The 18,480-nt window shown below is 49.4% G+C and carries 14 protein-coding genes and 1 tRNA gene; 9 read left to right on the top strand and 6 right to left on the bottom strand.

The genetic code is table 11. The features are described from left to right. The first annotated feature begins 338 nt into the window (after nucleotides 1-338). On the top strand, nucleotides 339-1,955 hold the full coding sequence (locus tag NDA01_RS11710; protein ID WP_348228072.1) for a glycosyltransferase family 39 protein: 1,617 nt from the start codon (nucleotides 339-341) through the stop codon (nucleotides 1,953-1,955). On the opposite strand, the gene NDA01_RS11705 is transcribed toward NDA01_RS11710, so the two are convergent. Further along, nucleotides 1,933-2,661: a C40 family peptidase gene (locus NDA01_RS11705; protein ID WP_348228071.1), complete on the bottom strand. Its 729-nt coding sequence runs from the start codon at nucleotides 2,659-2,661 to the stop codon at nucleotides 1,933-1,935. The two genes, NDA01_RS11710 and NDA01_RS11705, sit on opposite strands and share 23 nt — an antisense overlap. A 246-nt stretch (nucleotides 2,662-2,907) precedes the next feature. Here NDA01_RS11705 and NDA01_RS11700 point away from each other — a divergent pair, with 246 nt between their 5' ends. Continuing rightward, the gene (locus NDA01_RS11700; RefSeq protein ID WP_348228070.1) at nucleotides 2,908-3,858 is read left to right on the top strand and encodes a serine hydrolase; all 951 of its coding nucleotides are present in this window, start codon (nucleotides 2,908-2,910) and stop codon (nucleotides 3,856-3,858) included. Between the two features lie 243 nt (nucleotides 3,859-4,101). Then, on the top strand, nucleotides 4,102-5,022 hold the full coding sequence (locus NDA01_RS11695) for a hypothetical protein (protein ID WP_348228069.1): 921 nt from the start codon (nucleotides 4,102-4,104) through the stop codon (nucleotides 5,020-5,022). Nucleotides 5,023-5,162: 140 nt separating this feature from the next. Here the strand turns inward: NDA01_RS11695 and NDA01_RS11690 are convergent, their stop codons facing one another. Together NDA01_RS11690 and NDA01_RS11685 are read right to left on the bottom strand one after the other, a co-directional pair. Then, nucleotides 5,163-6,509 carry an ABC transporter substrate-binding protein gene (locus tag NDA01_RS11690; protein WP_348228068.1) on the bottom strand — a complete coding sequence of 449 codons (1,347 nt, stop codon included), beginning with the start codon at nucleotides 6,507-6,509 and terminating at the stop codon, nucleotides 5,163-5,165. Between the two features lie 138 nt (nucleotides 6,510-6,647). Beyond that, nucleotides 6,648-6,739 (bottom strand) — tRNA-Ser (locus tag NDA01_RS11685). Between the two features lie 1,158 nt (nucleotides 6,740-7,897). On the opposite strand from NDA01_RS11685, the gene NDA01_RS11680 reads away from it, so the two are divergent. After that, entirely contained in the window at nucleotides 7,898-9,172 is a 1,275-nt protein-coding gene (locus NDA01_RS11680) for a glycosyltransferase family 4 protein (protein ID WP_190439168.1), read from the top strand. Nucleotides 9,173-9,423: 251 nt separating this feature from the next. On the opposite strand, the gene NDA01_RS11675 is transcribed toward NDA01_RS11680, so the two are convergent. Continuing rightward, nucleotides 9,424-10,275 (bottom strand): mechanosensitive ion channel family protein, encoded by an 852-nt coding sequence (locus NDA01_RS11675; protein ID WP_348228067.1) that lies wholly within the window; start codon nucleotides 10,273-10,275, stop codon nucleotides 9,424-9,426. Nucleotides 10,276-10,475: 200 nt separating this feature from the next. On the opposite strand from NDA01_RS11675, the gene NDA01_RS11670 reads away from it, so the two are divergent. From NDA01_RS11670 to NDA01_RS11660, 3 genes are all read left to right on the top strand, one after another. Next, nucleotides 10,476-12,413: an OPT family oligopeptide transporter gene (locus tag NDA01_RS11670; RefSeq protein ID WP_348228066.1), complete on the top strand. Its 1,938-nt coding sequence runs from the start codon at nucleotides 10,476-10,478 to the stop codon at nucleotides 12,411-12,413. Between the two features lie 191 nt (nucleotides 12,414-12,604). Next, entirely contained in the window at nucleotides 12,605-12,898 is a 294-nt protein-coding gene (locus tag NDA01_RS11665) for a hypothetical protein (RefSeq protein ID WP_190439173.1), read from the top strand. A gap of 120 nt (nucleotides 12,899-13,018) precedes the next feature. Further along, complete coding sequence (locus NDA01_RS11660) at nucleotides 13,019-13,615, top strand: DUF3177 family protein (protein WP_190439174.1); 597 nt, start codon at nucleotides 13,019-13,021, stop codon at nucleotides 13,613-13,615. A 13-nt stretch (nucleotides 13,616-13,628) separates the two neighbouring features. On the opposite strand, the gene NDA01_RS11655 is transcribed toward NDA01_RS11660, so the two are convergent. Together NDA01_RS11655 and recQ are read right to left on the bottom strand one after the other, a co-directional pair. Beyond that, a complete protein-coding gene (locus tag NDA01_RS11655) occupies nucleotides 13,629-14,165 on the bottom strand; it encodes a DUF2243 domain-containing protein (protein ID WP_348228065.1) in 537 nt (178 codons plus the stop codon). A gap of 104 nt (nucleotides 14,166-14,269) precedes the next feature. Then, the gene (gene recQ / locus NDA01_RS11650) at nucleotides 14,270-16,348 is read right to left on the bottom strand and encodes a DNA helicase RecQ (protein ID WP_431193380.1); all 2,079 of its coding nucleotides are present in this window, start codon (nucleotides 16,346-16,348) and stop codon (nucleotides 14,270-14,272) included. Nucleotides 16,349-16,393: 45 nt separating this feature from the next. Between recQ and NDA01_RS11645 the strand changes: the two genes are divergently transcribed. Together NDA01_RS11645 and NDA01_RS11640 are read left to right on the top strand one after the other, a co-directional pair. After that, the gene (locus tag NDA01_RS11645; RefSeq protein ID WP_348228064.1) at nucleotides 16,394-17,653 is read left to right on the top strand and encodes a lipid-A-disaccharide synthase-related protein; all 1,260 of its coding nucleotides are present in this window, start codon (nucleotides 16,394-16,396) and stop codon (nucleotides 17,651-17,653) included. Between the two features lie 59 nt (nucleotides 17,654-17,712). Further along, complete coding sequence (locus tag NDA01_RS11640) at nucleotides 17,713-18,477, top strand: hypothetical protein (protein WP_348228063.1); 765 nt, start codon at nucleotides 17,713-17,715, stop codon at nucleotides 18,475-18,477. Nucleotides 18,478-18,480 lie beyond the last annotated feature (3 nt).

Genomic DNA, 18,480 nt, shown 5'->3' with positions numbered 1-18,480 from the left:
ATTATTAAACAAAATCCAGCCAGGACATATATTGATTCGTAAACTGCATCAATCAATACAAAAGCCAGAATAATAACTACTATTCTCTTGCAATCTTTACAGCTAAGACAGGAAGTTTTTCATGTCTGAGCATGAATTAACTTTTGAGATTCAGTCAATTAATAAGGCACTCCTCATTAATGCAATGAAGTCACAGTTTATTTCAAGCAAACTGCACGAACAAGAAGACAGTAAATGCAATCAACCAAATTTGCTTTTTTAATTGACATATTCTGCTTTCAAGCTTGATAGGCAAAAGAATCACGAAAGACTAATACTTTCTTAAGCAGCCACTCGTTATGACGTTCTCCAAATGGTTTTCATCATTCACTTGGTTTAAAGCTTTAGTTATTCTAACTTTGAGTTTGAGTATTTTTTTTCGGTTTATTAATCTTGATCAGAAAGTCTACACTGTTGATGAAGTGCGGGGTATTCTTCGGATTGAAGGTTATACTAGCCAAGAATTTACTGACCAAGTTTACAACGGCAAGATTATTAGCAATCAGGAAATCCAACGATATCAATATCCTAGTTTAGAAAAAAGCTTTTCTGATACTGTCAAGGCTTTGGCAGGTAATCCAGAGCATCCTCCTCTGTACTACTTAATTAGCCGATTTTGGATAGAGTGGTTAGATCATCCTGTTGGTGCTAGAGTTTTGTCTGCTCTCGTCAGTCTCTTCATATTTCCTACTTTGTACTGGCTTTGTATAGAGTTATTCGAGAGTCCTTTATCGGGTTGGATTGCGATCGCCCTTGTTGCAGTCTCTCCTTTTTATTTAATGCTGGCTCAAGAGGCGCGCCAGTATAGTTTATGGACGGTTTTTATTCTAATATCTAGTGCCTCACTGCTTCGGGGACTACGTACTTTATCGAGAAATAGTTGGATAATTTACACAGCAGCGATCGCATTAGGGCTTTATACCCATTTATTTTTTGTTTTTGTTTTATTAACCCACGGATTATACGTTTTACTGACTGAAAAACTCAAAAGCAAACCTACAATATTCTACTTAATTGCTTCTTTCTGTGGCTGTATTACTTTTACTCCTTGGGTTTGGGTGATTTTAAGTAGCTCTAGTCGGGTAAAAACTACGACTAGTTGGGTAGCTTCTTTTAAGATTGGTTTATTTAAACGTTTTACTTATTGGCAAGCTAACTTAAGTAGTATTTTTTCGGATTTTAACGATCCCAAAATCAATCAACTTGTTTCTTTTGTTTTTCTGATTCTAGTTTTATATGCCATTTATTTTCTTTGCCGCCACGCTCCTAAAAAAGTTTGGCTATTTGTCTTACTACTAATTGGTATTACAGCTCTAGCCCAAATAATTCCTGACTTGATTTGGGGAGGGAGGCGATCGATCCTTTCTCGGTATTTAGTGCCTTCTTATTTAGGTGTCCATCTAGCGGTTGCTTACTTATTCACTCAACAACTTTTTAGGGTCCAGGCAAAAGTAAGCCAGCAACGGCTATGGCGCTCTATTTTTGCGGTTTTACTCTCTGTTGGCATCATGTCTTGTGCCGCTAGCGCTCAGGCCAAAGACTGGTGGAAGGGTTCTAGCTCGATCAACTTACAAGTGACACCACTAATCAATCAAGCCCCTCAACCTCTGATTATTAGTGATAGCAACCTTACCTTTATATTGCCCTTAAGTTATCTTCTAAAGCCTGAAACTCAATTTCAACTATTTGAAAGGTCAAGACTAGAAGAGCAAAATTTTCAGACTGAGCTAAAAAACTCAGTCCAGAAATTTAAATATGTTTTTCTATACTCTCCTTCAAAACAATTGCTTCAGTTGCTAGAGCAAATGAACCAGCCAAGCGATTACAAAACTACAGTTGTAGTAGGACAGTCGCAATGGTTTCAGGATCGCAATTATCTTTACCGCATCCAACTCAACTCTGCGGTTGATAACTAGCCATTACACGGCCTGCACCTCGTAATTGTCGATAATAAGTTTGGCTCACAATATCTCCTTGCTCAGACAGGCGATCGATGCCAATACCATTTCGGCCCTGCTCTTTACCTGAGCTATGGATGTAGGAATGATCCCCAACATATAAGCCCACATGAGTTGCCTTGGCAGGAGAGCCAAAGAAAACTAAATCTCCTGGCTGCAACTCTTCGATCGCCACAGGCTGAATAAATGCTTCTTGCTGATAAGCGTCTCTTGGTAGCTGGATACCCACAGAGGTGAAAGCCGCCTGCATTAATCCAGAGCAATCATAATTCGGTCCCACAGTGCCACCCCAGAGATAATAGTTTGCTTGCTGCATCGCTGCATAGGTAAAGGCGATCGCCTCTGGTAGTCGAGTTTGAATTTCTGCTGCGCTCAAAGCGATCGCTTGATACGCTGTGGTTGCAATCGCCAGTTCCGCAACATCTTCAACTCGCAGCCAGCCGGGGTAGTCGTCCTCGCACAAGCGCACTGGGATAGCTGTCGCACCATTAGAGCTTGTTGCTGGAATCGATAGGATCTGTAAATGCCTGCCTTTGGCCGCTTGGCTGGCTAAGCGATCGCTTTCTGGTCCGTCGTAAAGGTTTAAGTGAGCTTGGCACTGATACTCTACTAGCTGAGAGGAGCTAGCCTCGAAAGCTGCTTGTAAATCGGTGAGAGAAACCATGAATCAAAAATTGGGAGAGAAGCACTTAGTAGTAATCACTTAGTTTTATGCATAATCGGGTCTAAAACCAAAGGCCGCGAAAAACTGCTGACTCGTGCCGCTACCCAGAGTCAGCCGGACTGGTATAAGTGATACTGCTAGAGCAATCTCAAATGGGTTGTCAGAGGCACACCCCACCAACCTGATAAATCCTTTAGGACTGCTATATCCTATTCCTCTACTAAGTAAGTTACCCATCGAGTCACAATGGCATTTTTCCGTAAAGACGAACAGCTTGAAACCCTGGGCGATCGCGTCCTAGAAACGACTTGGGCCGAGTTTCCCGGATTGGCTCGCAACCAAATCGCGCTTACCTGGGTAGTTTATGATCCCCCAGTCCCCGTCAATACTGGAGGTGCCTTGAGTCCAGACGCCTTCTGGAACCATGCCGTGAGAGGGTTTAGCTATCGAGGAGTGGAGCGAATCTACCCAGCGAGCGTAGTGAAATTGTTCTACCTAGTGGCAATGCATGAATGGCTAGAAAAAGGCATGATTCAGCCGTCAGCCGAGTTGGAGCGAGCTGCCCGCGACATGATTGTGGATTCCAGCAATGATGCGACTAGCTTAGTAGTTGATGTTTTGACTGGCACAACTAGCGGCCCGGAACTACCCCTTGGGCCTTTCGAAACCTGGAAACAGCAGCGCAATCTAGTTAACCGCTATTTTCAATCGTTGGGTTGGCCAGAACTGGAAACCATCAATCTCAACCAGAAAACTTGGTGTGATGGTGCCTATGGCCGCGAGCGGGCGTTCTTAGGAGAATTGATGGAAAACCGCAATATGCTGACGACAGAAGCATCGGCCCGTCTGGTACACAGCATTGTGGGAGGGGTAGCAGTGTCATCCGAGCGATCGCAAGCCATGATGGCCTTAATGAAGCGCAGCCTCGACCCGAACGACCTAGCGGCTGATCCAGAAAATCAAGTTACTGGCTTCTTAGGCGGAGGTTTACCTCAGGCGGCCCAGGTTTGGTCGAAAGCAGGTTTAACCAGTCAGGTGCGGCATGACGCTGCTTATGTTGAGCTTGCTGGGAAGCGGCCTTATCTTCTAGTTGTTTTTACGGAAGGCAAAGCCCATAGCCAGAGCGAAGCGATTCTGCCATTTGTGTCGCAGCAAGTTGCCGCTGCGATCGCTTCTATCGCGGCTGACAGTGCTTAAGATTATCCCCTAGAAGTAGCTGGATGTTGGTAAAACTGGCTACAAGCTAGTAATCCTCTCAAAACGAATTAAAGCAGAATCTATGTCTTAGGAAGTGGCGAAATTGTTCAAAATTCCCTAAATTAGCGGTATGGCGGTCAATTTGCCGATACATTTACCTATAGCGAAAGATAACGAGAGCTAGCTAAAGCTTTAGGTTGGCCTAAGTTTTAGTTCAAGATACATTGAGGAGTGCTTGTGAATATGACTTTTTTTAGACGCGTTTCTTCCCTACTCAGCCTCAGCGCTCTATTGGTGATTTGTGGTACCTTGTCAGCTCAAGCCGAAACCACCACGCCCCTTGAGGCAACTTTAGCAACGCCGTCTACTCAGCCAGAAGTAGCGCCCCAGCCTGATACGGCTAACACGACAGTCACTGCGACTCAAGTTTCTGAGTCTGCCAATACTTATTCTTTCAGCGCCACTGCGCCGACGTTGTTTGCCAACCACACGGAGTCTACTAGTTCTGCTGCCGCTCAAGTAGAAGCTGCTCCATTGGCAGCGACAGAAGCACTGCCGAAAGCATCCGCAGAAATGTCTACGGAGATGTCTGTAGAGACGGCTAAGACAGCTCCCGTTCCTGGAACCACTGTTACTTCTGCTCAAGTTTTGAACGATCAACCTGCGATCGCTCCTACCACGGATGAAGCGGCAGTGCCTACCACCGAAACAGAAGCACCAAAAATTGCTCAATCTGTTGAGCCTGGTCGTGGCACTCGTTCTGGTTCTAGCTACGTCGGTGTCGGTCTTAACGTGGGCATTACTGGAGATACCGCGCTGGGCGATACGAATTTCACGGTCCTCAGCAAAATTGGTTTAACCAGAACCATTTCGGTCAGACCTTCCGTGATGATCGGGGATGATGCAGACATCTTGATCCCAGTCACACTAGACTTTCCGAGCTACACTGCTGATGAGATTGGCATCTCAGCCGCTCCTTATGTAGGCGCAGGTGTCGCGATTACAACTGGGGACAGTGATGTAGTCAGACTGTTGCTGACTGGCGGTGTTGATGTGCCTCTCACTCCACAGTTCACTGCAACTGCTGCTGTCAACGCTGCCGTGTTTGATGATACGGATATTGGTCTGCTACTAGGCGTTGGCTATAACTTCACTTCTCGCTAAGGTCTTGCTCGTTGAGTGAGCCTAAGTTAATTGAACCCCCCTGAAGCTGTGGTTAGCTGACAGGGGGGTTCCGTTTTAGGTGCTTGATTTTATTTCAGCTTGAGGGCGATCGCTTGGCTCTTCCTTTCTCTAAGGCTCCCTTATTCAGGTTTCACTTTGCTGATATTGGCTAACGTGCCATCATCCTTGACACTCCAGACATCGTAGCTACCGATGACATCCCCGTTTTCGTCAATATCCACATTGCCGCTAGCACCCTGGTAGTTAATATCTTGGCCAGCACGCAATAGCTTCAACCCTTCACAAACATCCGAAACTTCTGTGCCGGGCGCATTAGCTACATCCCGCAACTTGCTCTGTACTCCCTCCCCAGTATTCGCCTTGGCTGCTTCTGCCGCTAGCATCAACAGCACTGCCGCATCCCAAGAGTGCGGTACGTAGGCGCTGACGGATTGTCCTTTCTTTTCTTGCCAAAGTTTAGCTAATGCATCCAGAGACTTGCCATCGGCTCCAGGCACTGTCCCGATCGCGTTGGTAATGATGAATTTGCCGTCACTCGTTTTGCCTACCTGTTTCGGAAATTCATCGCTCTTGACGCCGTCGGTCAACATGACCTGGACTCCTTCCGTCAAGCCTTGCTCATAAGCAGATTTCAGCAGTAGGCTACCTGTCTCAGCGTAAAGTACAGCCACGACCGCATCGGGTTTACCGCCAAAAGCAGCGGCAGCTTCCGTTTCAAAGGTGGTGGCTTTAGGGTCGTAGCGAGTGGGCTTGGCTTCATTGACTACGGTGCCACCTTGTTTCTTAAAGGCTTCCACAAATTCTTTTTCAAACCCAACGCCGTAGTCGTTGTTAATCACGACCGTTGAAACTCGTTTGAAGCCGCGATCGCTCGCCAACTTCGCCAAAGCTCTGGCTTGATAGGTATCGGGGGGTGCGGTTCGAGCCCAATACCCTTGAAAGTCACCTTTTTTCGCCCGTTCTGTAAACACAGGGCTAGTGCTTCCCGGCGAAATCAGCATCACCTTGTTGCGAGCCGCTACATCCACAGCGGCACTAGAAACGCTACTAGCAAACGAGCCGACTACACCAGCAACTTTGTCTGCTTCAGCCAGTTTGGTCATCCCTTCAGCACCTGCGGTGGGATCAGTCTGGTCATCCTCTGCTACCAACGTCACAGGTTCACCATTCACGCCCCCACATTGGTTCGCTTGGTCCACGGCCAAGGGCACAGAAGCTAGCATGGCCTGGCCGATCGGCGCTAAGTCACCTGTAGCGGGTAGTAAGGAACCAATTTTCAAGCCCTTGGCATTAGCAGTAGAGGCAGCGGGAGTCGAACCCGTCGAGCTGGTCTGGCCTTGGTTGCCTTGATTGGTGTTGGTGGCATCTTGGCAAGCAGTCGCGAGTAAACCTGTAATTAAAGTTGTGATGGCTAAAGTGATTGCTAGGCGAGGCCTCAGACCACTTGCTGAAGCAAAATTTTTCATTTGGACCTAGTACTCTTCTATGGTGCAAATGAATCATGACTGAATTGCTGGGGAAACTCAAGTTTGTTGCGAGCAGAGCGCTACAAACAAAAAAGACCCAGATAGTCCTGAGCCTCAGTCTTGAATGTTCTTTTTGAACGGAGAGGGAGGGATTCGAACCCTCGGTACGGTCTTACGATTCGTACAACAGATTAGCAATCTGCCGCTTTCGACCACTCAGCCACCTCTCCAGGGTGACGGTAAACTATCATAGCAGACTTTTTTCAGAATGAACACAGCAACCTATAACTTTTGGTAGATAGTTTGCTGGCTCTGCGGCAAGCCGTAGCCATGAAGCTCAATCATTCTACCGTACTGTTGGAATTATTTGACTATTTTTTTGCAGAGAATGTCTAAAAAGTTCATCTTGGTCAGTTACCGGGCGTTTGCCAGCAAAACTGGTTGTTGTTGACCTCACTGCAACTCATGCCGAAGCTAAATGTCTATCGCTCATTGTTCAGAGTGATACAGTTTGGATTTGCTTGCGTGGCTATGCTGCTAAACGCCAGCGATCGCGCCTTCTATCCCTCAACTCATAATTAGAGTTGACCATGACCTAGCAAATTCAAGCAGTCTAGCGCTAGTCCACTGCATCTTCCAACGCGACTTTTCAGTTGTTAATAAACATATTTGGCTACTCAAAAATTAATGTTTTCTTTATTTATCTAAATTCTACTGAGATTATCTCTCGGCTAGCACGGATGGGCTACATTGCACCAATAAATCCTGTGTGGGCACAACTCATTTTCACGGTTAACCAGCTAAAGGTTCGATTATGGCGTGATCCCCAGTGAACTTACTAACTGTAATTCGCCAATATGTTGCTTGAATTTAATACGTAATGGTAAAGGCGATCGCTTTTTTAGATAACAGCAATAAAATTTAGATTCAAAATTAATTGAATTTCCATCGCAGCCAGCAATTTCACTTTTTTTTGAAAAATAATGAATTAACGTAGTATACTATCGAGCAAACTTAATAAACCTTCTGATACCGCAATGCTGAATCACTCAATCAGTGATTCCAAGATCTGAGATAGCTCTGTGCTCAATTTGTAGTTTTTATAGGCTACGTCAGGTTTTCAAGCAAGAAGTTCATTGAAGTTTAGCGAACGGGAGAGGTTCCATGCACAAGACAAAACGTGGTTCTCCGGAGCTGTTTTTATAGGTATATCCTCAGTTAGTCTTTCGATTCTATTTGCTATCAAAAGCCTGGATTTAGCAAGATATATCCTCTGACTGATGCCTTCAGCAGCCGCTAATCCTAGTATTTGAATCGTAAGAGCAAAAGCAATTTTTGAGAGCCATTTCGCTCAGTTTTTTATTAACTTTAGGTATAAGCTTAAAGCCATGTTTTCTCTGAAAAATCAGCATGTCGCCCTGATTTCCGTCCACGGCGACCCTGCAATCGAGATTGGCAAAGAAGAGGCTGGGGGACAAAACGTTTACGTACGGCAAGTGGGTGAAGCACTAGCCCGCCAAGGGTGGCAGGTAGATATGTTTACCCGCCAGAGCAGCGCCGACCAACCCGCTATTGTGGAGCATGCTCCTAACTGCCGCACCATTCGTTTAGTTGCAGGCCCTGAGGATTTTGTACCTCGGGATGAAATCTTCGAGTTTCTGCCAGAATTTTTGCAAAAGTTTCTTGATTTTCAGGCAGAGTCTGGGATTGAGTATCCGGTTGTTCACACCAACTACTGGATGTCTTCCTGGGTAGGAATGGAGCTAAAAAAACGCAAAAAAATTCAACAAGTGCATACCTACCACTCCCTAGGAGCGGTGAAGTACAAGTCAATTTCTACAATTCCTCTGATTGCTAGCACTCGTCTAGCTACAGAAAAAACTTGTCTAGAAACGGCTGAGCGTATTGTGGCAACTAGCCCTCAAGAGCGAGAGCACATGCGATCGCTGGTTTCCACTCGCGGCAAAATTGACATTATTCCTTGTGGTACTGATATTCAGCGGTTTGGCTCGTTCTCACAATTAGAAGCACGGGAAAAGCTAGGCCTTAATCCTGAAGATAAGGTGGTGTTTTATGTGGGACGATTTGACCCTCGCAAAGGCATTGAAACCTTAGTACGGGCGGTAGGTCGCTCGAAGTTTCGCGATCAAGCGAACCTGAAGTTGGTGATTGGTGGCGGTAGTCGTCCGGGACAAAGCGATGGCATGGAGCGCGATCGCATTGAGGGGATTGTCAAGGAGCTAGGTCTGAGCGACATGACTATTTTCCCTGGTCGTCTAGGTGACGACACGTTACCCGCCTTCTACGCTGCGGCGGATGTGTGTGTGGTGCCTAGCCATTACGAACCGTTCGGTCTGGTAGCGATTGAGGCAATGGCCAGCGGTACGCCTGTGGTTGCGAGTGATGTGGGTGGGTTGCAGTTTACGGTAGTCCCGGAAGAGACGGGTCTGCTGGCACCTGCTCAAGATGATGCTGCCTTCGCTGAGGCGATCGATCGGATCTTGAGTGATGCAACTTGGCGCAATCAGCTAGGGGTGGCGGCGAGACATCGGGTAGAAACTTACTTCAGTTGGGAAGGTGTAGCTTCACAATTAAGTGAGTTATATCAGAAGTTGATGAGCCAACCTGCTGCTGAGAAGGAGTTGCAAAAGGTGGGAGCGTAACCCGCAAATTCTTGAGGTGATAAGTCGCTCAAACCTGATAGCTGTGCTTTGGTGCAGTTGTCAGGTTTTTTACTTTTTTGGTTAGTTGCTCACCTCTGTGGGAAACAGCCTTGGGGGATTCTCCCCCAAACCCTCGATTGAGGGACGGCTGCGTCCCCCAAACCCCCTCCAGAGCGCATGGTGAATATGTCGCCTCGAATTGGCGGAGGTTGTGGGGTTGGTTTGATTGTTATGGCTACTGGTCTGTTTTATTAGTCGATGATTTCGGATTCTGGGTCTGAGGCTATGTCGGGATCGGGTTGTTGTAGGGTTTCTTTCACCATTTGCTGGATTTCCGATCGCACTTGTTCGTAAGCTTCGGCGGCGCACCAGGGTCGTAGGTACAAAATTGTGGTGGTTGGGGAAACTGAGTGGACGTGGCAGGTGGGTTTGGGATCGTTGAGGACTAAAGGGTGGGGGAGTACTAGGGCTAGCAGCAGCGTGATTGTGGAGTCGATGGGGCGATCGCCAATATCTATTTCTAGATCGACGCGGCGGGTGCCCAAGGTGGTCATGTTTTTCAGGGTGCCGCTGAACAGGTTGCTGTTGGGAACGGTAATTTTGACGTTGTCGCGCGTGACGAGGGTGGTGTAGAACAGGCCGATGCTATCTACCACACCGAATACGCCTGCTCCTTCTACATAGTCGCCGACTTCAAAGGGACGAAAGGTGATGAGCATGATGCCTGCTGCGAAGTGGGACAGGGTGTTTTGCAGCGCTAAGCCAATCGCCAAACCTGCGGCACCCACGACAGTGACTAGGGTGGCGGTGGGAATTGCTAGAGCGGTCAGGGCAGCGCTGATGCCTACAACTAGGGTGACGATTTCGGATGCTTGTACCAGGAATTTGCGGATGGTGGGTTCGGTGCGGTTGAGGGTTCGCCGCATAATGCGCCCTACCAAACCGATCGCCAAGCGAGTCAGGACCAAAATACCAACGGCCCCAAAGACTCTCGGCACAATGTCAAACGCCAATTTAATCAGGTTTTGATCAATCAGGTTTTGGGCAACCTGCGGTGCGACGGCAGCAAGCAAAACGGTCATAGACAATGTCGAGAATGTCATGCGGATCTAACGCTCCAAAGTTTAGCGTTTTAGGGGTCTGACTGGATGCGGTCACATGGCTAGAAATTGATGGGATCAGGCGATCGCTTCGCTTCTAGAGTCAGTTCGTCACTTCCGACACCGCGATTCGTCAAGAATTTTGAATAATCTATTTCGCAAAACGGAATTTAGCGATTCACTAAACACAAAAATCAGTTTCTATGCCAAGCAAGACGCAGCCGAAGATGGTACTACCACGGGAAGCTTACCAGGCGTTGCCTCCAGGGGAACGTTATACACCTGTGGTGCCCAATGAATCCGAGATGCCTGAGTTGACACCCAAGTCGTTACTGGTGGGGGTGGCGGTAGGGATTCTTTTTGGCGCGGCGAATGCTTATCTGGGGTTGAAGGTGGGGCTGACAGTTTCGGCTTCAATTCCGGCGGCGGTGATCGGGGTAGCAGTGTTTCGGGCGTTGCGGCAAGGCAGTTTGCTCGAAACCAATATGGTTCAAACCATTGGCTCGACCGGGGAATCTTTGGCGGCTGGGGTAATTTTCACCTTGCCCGTGTTGTATCTTTGGGGCGAAACACCGGGTTTCTGGCCGATTTTCCCGCTGTCGCTTTTGGGCGGGCTGCTGGGCGTGCTGTTTATGATCCCGCTGCGCCGATTTCTGATCGTGCAGGAACATGGACGGCTCACCTACCCGGAAGGAACTGCTTGCGCCGAAATTTTAGTGGCATCGCAGGCAGGAGGGCCACAAGCCAAGCTGTTGTTTAGCGGTCTGGGTGTGGGTGCTTTGTACTCAGCTCTAGAGCGCTTTGGCCGACTTTGGCCGGCGGAACCTGATGTGGCGATCGCGCAAGCGGGCTTTCGGACTTCGATTGGGGCGAGTGTGACTCCGGAATTGCTGGGGGTAGGTTACATTATTGGCCCTGCGATCGCGGCGGTGATTTTGGCAGGAGGGGCGATCGGTTGGCTGGTAATCATGCCCTTGATCTACTTGTTTGGTAGTGGCGTACCGACACCCATTCCACCGGAAACCGTGGCTCGCATTGCCGATATGGATAGCTTCAGCATTTGGAGCCGCTACATTCGCTATATCGGTGCGGGGGCCGTGGCGTTTGGCGGCTTGTTTAGCTTGGTCAAGTCTGCCCCGACACTGTGGGAATCGGTTCGATTAACCGCGATCGCTCTCAAGCAACGCAGTACTCAGCAAGCTGAGCGGACGGATCGTGATCTGCCGCTGTCACTGGTAGCAGCCAGCTTAATTGTGATTGGCTTGCTCGTGGCGTTTTTACCGTTGCGAACCGGAGGAGCGGGCCCGCTAGGACTATTAGCAGGTTTAGCGGTGGTCGTGTTTTCCTTCTTTTTCGTCACGGTCTCCTCGCGGATTGTTGGCATCATCGGCAGCTCTTCTAACCCAATTTCGGGAATGACGATTGTGACAGTGCTGATTTGTGCGCTGTTGTTTGGCTCAGCCTATAGTCTCCAAGAAGCTAAAGTCGCTGTGCTCACCATCGGCGCTTTGGTTTGTATTGCCGCAGCTAATGCAGGGGATACTTCTCAAGATTTAAAGACTGGGTTTCTAATCGGAGCCAGTCCCCAGAATCAACAAATTGGCGAAATTGTTGGGGTCGTCACCACTGGGTTGGTGATGAGTGCAGTTTTGGAGCTGTTCCGGGCCGATATTGTCTCTGGAGCTTTCAAAGCGCCCCAAGCCAACTTGATTCGGCTGGTGATTGATGGCGTTTTGGGTGGCAACTTACCGTGGGGCTTGGTGCTAGTGGGTGCAGCTTTAGCCGCTTGTGTGGAAATGATGCGCCTGCCCACGCTCGCGTTTGCGGTGGGGTTGTATCTGCCAATTCACCTTTCAATTCCGATTATGGTGGGTGGTCTAATCCGTCTAGCTGTGGAAACTTGGTCGCCCCCTCGGAGCTTAGAGCGACGCCGGGAAGCAGGAGTTTTGTATGCATCAGGACTGATTGCTGGAGCCGCTTTGCTGGGTGTCGTCGGAGCCGCGATCGCTTTCTTCAACCTACCGTTCGCTCAAGCAGAACCTCCAAGTCCAACGCAATGGCAAGGAGCTGCGATCGCCTTTACTCTCCTGAGCGCCAGTCTCCTTTGGGTCATCTCCCGCTCTCCACGACGACGGAAGTAATGGCAACCCAGGATACGTCGCTCGAACTAGCTGAATTCCCTCGCAAGGCTCAGGGGACTTGCTGTTGATTTTGTTGCAATGGAGATAGGTGCGATTTTAATAAATCCTGACTTTACAGACCGCTGATTTTACAGACCAAACCATTTTTTAACCTGTTTTAGGAGAACCGCCCTGATTTCAGGGAGGCACTTATGGCACAAATCACAGAATGTCCCAATTGCGGCAAGAAAGGACTCGTGCAACGCGGTAATGACGTGTTTCAATGCCTGTCTTGCAACTTTAGTCGCGACCTCTCTGAAGCAGAGCGTGGCAATGATATATCTTGGGTCCTCATCGTTGGCCTAGGTGTGGCCGTGTTGTTAAAGGTATTGCAAGTATTTGATTCGTCTCAGACTCCCAACTACAACAGCCCTAATTCTAGAGCTGCGATCGCTCCTCAAGTGCTGGTTTCTAAAGTTGTAACTTCTTCTGACTTTATTACGTAGTTTGTTGTATTCGGTTCATGCGCCTGTTGAAGACCGCCAGAGGGTCTTAAGATAAGAGGGGCAAATCTTGGCCTCTACTGAGGCCATTGTTTTCCGTGTGAACTCCGCCGTAGATGAGTTATGCAAGATCAACTCTGGTTTGAACCGCTAGTTTGGACAGACTACCGACTGGCCCTTCTGTTTGCTGTCCTCTTTCCTTTAATTCTGCTGATTTGGGCTTTCGTGCAAAAAAATGAAACCATTCAGCATCTGTTAACCATTTACTGGCGGGTTTCGAGCTTGCTAGCCGTCACGGTCTACTTGATGATTGCAGCAGTGCCCCTCAGTTTTATCTCAGGGCTCATGGCGCGGGTACTCATTCCCATTGCGCTGTGGTTTTGGGTTGATCTCAACGAAGAGATTAACGATCAATCCCGGACTCCTTTAAAGCTGGCATTTAATTCTTGGCGTTGGGCCATGACGGTCTATAGCGCTTTAGGAGCTTTAGCCAGCTTGCCTTTCCTGCAATGCGCTATTTCTCAGACAGCCTTAAATACAAGATTTTGTCGAGTTTGGTTTGATCCACCGCTGCTATTCAAGCAGTATTTTCATGCCAACACCAGCGTCCGATTTCTCGGCTTTCTCGGAGTGGTGGGTCTACTCGTCTACGTGGCCTGCCTTAGCTATTTCGTCTTGGTGAAGCTGTCCAAGCAAGGCCGCTCTGCCACTCAGCAGTAAAGCTAGCGTTGCTTTATTTGTAAGTTGGTTGTTGCTGACCAGCGCGTAGCAGCAGCCAACCCAGAATGGCTAAAGTCGCTCCCAACGCGAGAAACCCCAAATCCCAGGCCAATTCATTAGGGCCTGATTTGACGTGGTGGATACCTAGAATGTGGTGATCGATGATGCCCTCTACCACATCAAATGTCCCCGCTCCAATCAGCAAGGCTCCCCCAAACACTTTTGACGACCAAGCCAAATTACCACGCTCTAAAGCCCGCCACAATACCACTAGCCCGCTGAGGGTAAAAGCATAAGTGACAACATGAAACAGTCCGTCGGCTAGGGTATTCAGCTTCAGGCCCGCCACGGTGGTATCGGCATAGCCTGCACTGGTGAGCATATGATGCCACTGCAAGATTTGGTGCAGAACCACGCCATCAAAAAATCCACTAAACCCCAAGCCGAACAAAACTCCAGCAGCAACAACTGATTTGCGATCGCCCTTCTGGTTTGCCCTATCTAATGGGTTTAGGCTATCCAAGGGAGTTTGGGGAGGATTGGCTGTCATGAATATCACTCTAGGCTTGTGCTGGTCGCCATCAGACTAGCTTCAGGAAATTTGCTTGTTAATCAGCACCAAGAGAGATCATCGCTAAACTTGGCCTGCTAAACTCAGCCTTGCTCTTGCCGATAAGCCCGGATTTCAGCCGTAAACTTTTCGCCATATTGCTCTAGCTTGCGGCTACCCACTCCCGAAATCCTGGCGAACTCGGTCAAGGTTTGCGGTTGCTGTTGGGCCATTAGTTTCAAGCTGGAATCACTGAAAACCACGTAGGGAGGCACGGCTTGCTGGTCGGCCAATTGCTTCCGCAGCGATCGCAACCGTTGAAACAGGACTTCTACATCAGCTCTCAAGCCATCGGCATCAATTTCATCGGCATAGGTAGGAGCGGGGGGTACGGCAATTAAGAGCGATCGCTGCTTCTTCAAGATCTCCCAGCTTTGGGCATTGAGTTTGAGTACCGAGTAGCCGTCGCTGGTTTCTTCAACTAAGCCTTGGTGCAGCAACGCCCGCCCTAAAATTCGCCATGCATCAGCGGTCTTGTCTTTGCCAATGCCGTAGGTGGAGAGTTTGTCGTGATTATTTTGTAAAACCTTTTGATTTTTCGAGCCGCGCAACACATCAATAATGTGGTTCATGCCAAAACGCTCTTGGCAGCGAGCAATGCAAGAGAGAAATTTTTGCGCTTCAATTGTCCAATCTTCAATCGGTTGTGGGTACAGGCAATGATCACAATTGCCACAGTTCCCTGGAAAGCCTTCGCCAAAATAACTGAGTTGAATCGTGCGGCGACACACGGTGCCCTCGGCATACCCTACGACCTGCCGTAACTGCTGTCGTGCAATTAACTGGTCTTGCGCGTCGTTTTTTTGATCAATCAAATACTCAACAGTTTTAATGTCACCTAAGCCAAAGAACAACGTACAGTGAGCAGGTTCCCCATCTCGCCCGGCGCGGCCCGATTCCTGGTAGTAACTCTCGATGCTGCGGGGCAAATCGTAGTGAATCACAAACCGCACATCTGGCTTGTTAATGCCCATGCCAAAGGCGATCGTCGCCACCATTACCCGCACATCATCTCGAATGAACCGGGTTTGGTTCGTAGCGCGGGCTTCGTCGCTCAACCCCGCATGATAGGGCAACGCCTCTACTCCGTCTTGCTGCAACTTGCTGGCCAACTCTTCGACTTTGCGGCGACTGAGACAGTAAATAATCCCTGAACCATCGGTTTGTTGAACTTGGTGCAGTAACTCTTTGTAAGCTTGCTTAGGGCTAGGTTTGGGCCGTACTTCGTAGTAAAGATTGGGCCGATTGAAGCTGGCGGTGTGTATGTAAGGCTCATGCAGCCACAACTGTTCGATAATGTCTTGCCGTACCCGCTCCGTGGCTGTAGCGGTCAGAGCCATGATGGATACATCTGGGTAGCGCTGGCGCAATTGCTGCAACTGCCGATATTCCGGTCGAAAGTCGTGGCCCCAATCGGAAACGCAGTGAGCCTCGTCGATGGCAAACCCAGCGATGCCCAAGCGCGATCGCACATAGTCTAAAAACGGCAAGCAGCGCTCATTCAACAAGCGCTCTGGAGCCAAATAGAGCAGCTTGATTTCGCCATCTAGAATTGCTACCTCTCGCGATCGCGCCTCCATCGGATGCAAGCTACTGTTGAGGAACGTGGCCCCAATGCCGTTGTCTTGCAATGCCTGCACCTGGTCTTGCATCAAGGCGATCAGCGGCGACACCACCACCGTTAAACCGGGTTTGAGCAGGGCAGGCAACTGAAAACAGAGAGATTTGCCACCACCCGTCGGCATCACAATCAAAGCATCTCGGTTTTCTAAGGCAGCCTCGACAATCTCACGCTGGCCCGGACGAAACGTTTCATAGCCGAAGAAATGTTTCAGCGCTTGTTCTAGTGAGGAGAATTGAGTTGGTGTGGCTAGGAGGTTCGCTGACATTGATTCCATCTTGGCTACCCATTGCCTCGCTACCCCGCTGATGGCGATCGCAGGCGCAGAGGCGAGAACTTGGTGAGAACTTGTGAGAACTTGAAGGGGCGATCGCGGGTGAGTGCGGCTCCAGAGACTCTTTAGCTTACCAAAATCTCGGTGGTCGTCTTGCAGCCAATTGGCGGTAGTTGCCAGCCCCTGAGATAGTCTAGAAGAGTTGTGAGTCTTGGCCTGCCTCTTCATAGAGAATCGCCTGCTACAATCTGCTACGCCTGCTAATTGAACCAGATGAAGATACTTTGCCTAAGTAACGGTCACGGAGAAGATGCGATCGCGGTGCGGATCTTGCAAGCCTTGCAGCAACAGCCGCAAGCGCCAGAAATTGCCGCTCTACCTCTCGTCGGCAAAGGTCAAGCCTACATCAACCACAATATTGCGATCGTTGGTCCCGTCAAACCCATGCCTTCCGGTGGCTTTGTCTATATGGATGGTCGCCAACTGGCGCGGGACGTCAAAGGCGGCTTGCTGCAACTGACCCTAGCGCAGATCAAAATCGTGAAAACTTGGGCGAAAGAAGGAGGAGTCATTCTGGCGGTGGGCGATATTGTGCCGCTGTTATTCGCTTGGCTGAGTGGTGCTCCCTACGCTTTTGTGGGCACGGCCAAGTCAGAATATTATCTGCGCGATGAAGTAGGCCCACTGCCCCGGAATTCCTGGTTTGAAAAAATGGAAGCTTGGTCAGGCTCGGTTTATTTACCTTGGGAACGTTGGTTGATGAGCCGCCCTAAATGCCGAGCGGTTTTCCCGAGAGACAACCTAACTAATGCTGGGCTAAAGCGTTGGTCAATTCCTGCTTTCGACCTCGGCAACCCGATGATGGACAGCTTGGAGCCTAGTGCCGCCGCGATCGCTACCAAAAGCCAAGAAAACCCACCCCTGACCATTGCCCTGTTGCCCGGTTCTCGGCCCCCCGAAGCCTACGCCAACTGGCACCAAATCATCCAAGCGATCGCCAGAATGCTCGAAACCTTTCCCAATCGCCCTTTGTTATTTCTAGGCGCGATCGCCCCTGGCCTGGATCTAGACAAGCTGCGCGAACCCTTAGAAGCTCAAGCTTGGCGACTCAGCACCACCAATCATATTTTTAGTTCTGACCCAACTGCGCTGTGTTTCACCCAACGTAAAGCTACCCTCGTACTCACCCAACAAGTTTTTAATGACTGCTTGCACTTGGCAGATTTGGCGATCGCAATGGCAGGCACTGCTACCGAGCAATTTGTGGGTTTGGGCAAACCTGCGATCACTCTACCCGGGCAAGGGCCGCAATTTACGCCTGCCTTTGCCGAAGCTCAAACTCGCTTGTTGGGCTGTTCCATCACGCTAGTCCAGCAACCTGCTCAAGTACCAAAAGCGATCGAAGCTTTACTCAGTAACCCCGATCGCCTGCAAATCATTGCGGATAACGGCCAGCATCGCATGGGCGCTCCTGGGGCGGCTCAGCGTATTGCGACTCAGCTCGCCCAACAGTTCGGGAAACTTCATGGCTGACGTTGAATTCCTTAGGAGTAACCTGGGCACGCTGATCAAATCCAGGCGTCTAAGTAGCCATGAAAGTTGTCAAAGAAACCCCGAATCAATTAACTCTGTTGCACCGCCCCATCTGGTTATGGCTATTTGGTCTCATATTTGCCGGGGCTGGTTTAGCGGCGATCGCAACTTTTGGCAAGGTCGTCACGCTCAACTGTAACCGTACTGCACCCGTACAGAGTAATTGTCAGCTCAAAGCCGCAGGACTACTAGGCCTAGCTGCTCAAGAGACGGCCCTTGATAGCTTGCAGAGCGCCAAAGTGGAACGGAGTAGCAGTAGCGATGGGGATACCTTTCGAGTCGTGCTGGTGACTAACCAAGGCGAGGTTCCTTTCACCGATTACTACAGCTCTGGAGAAAATGGCAAGCAAGAAATTGCCACCCAAATCAGTACCTTTCTCAGCAGTCCTCAAGCCTCATCCTTAACGCTCCAACAGGACGACCGCTGGTTCATGTTTATGTTCGGCAGCGTTTTTGTCATCGCGGGGCTTGCTGTCGCCATCGGCATGGGCGAAATTGTCGTCTGTGAATTTGACCGAAGCTCAGATAGCCTGCTCCTCAAACGTCATGGCTTGTTTGGGACTAAAGTTTCTGAGCGGCGAATTCACGAGATTGAAGCTGTGCGAGTTGAAGAATCGCGGGACAGCGACGGCAGCACCTACCGAGTCAGCTTGATGTTTACCGTCGGCGATCGCCTCCTCCCTCTCACTTCGTACTACAGCTCTGGGAGAGACTCCAAGCAGGCGATCGCGGATCAGTTACGAAAGTTTCTCCAGCTCAATTAACAA

The organism is Trichocoleus desertorum AS-A10 (assembly GCF_039962155.1).
In the GTDB taxonomy this organism is placed as follows: Bacteria; Cyanobacteriota; Cyanobacteriia; order FACHB-46; family FACHB-46; genus Trichocoleus.
Note: the sequence above shows the minus strand (reverse complement) of the source record. Positions and strands in the feature narration are given on the sequence as shown.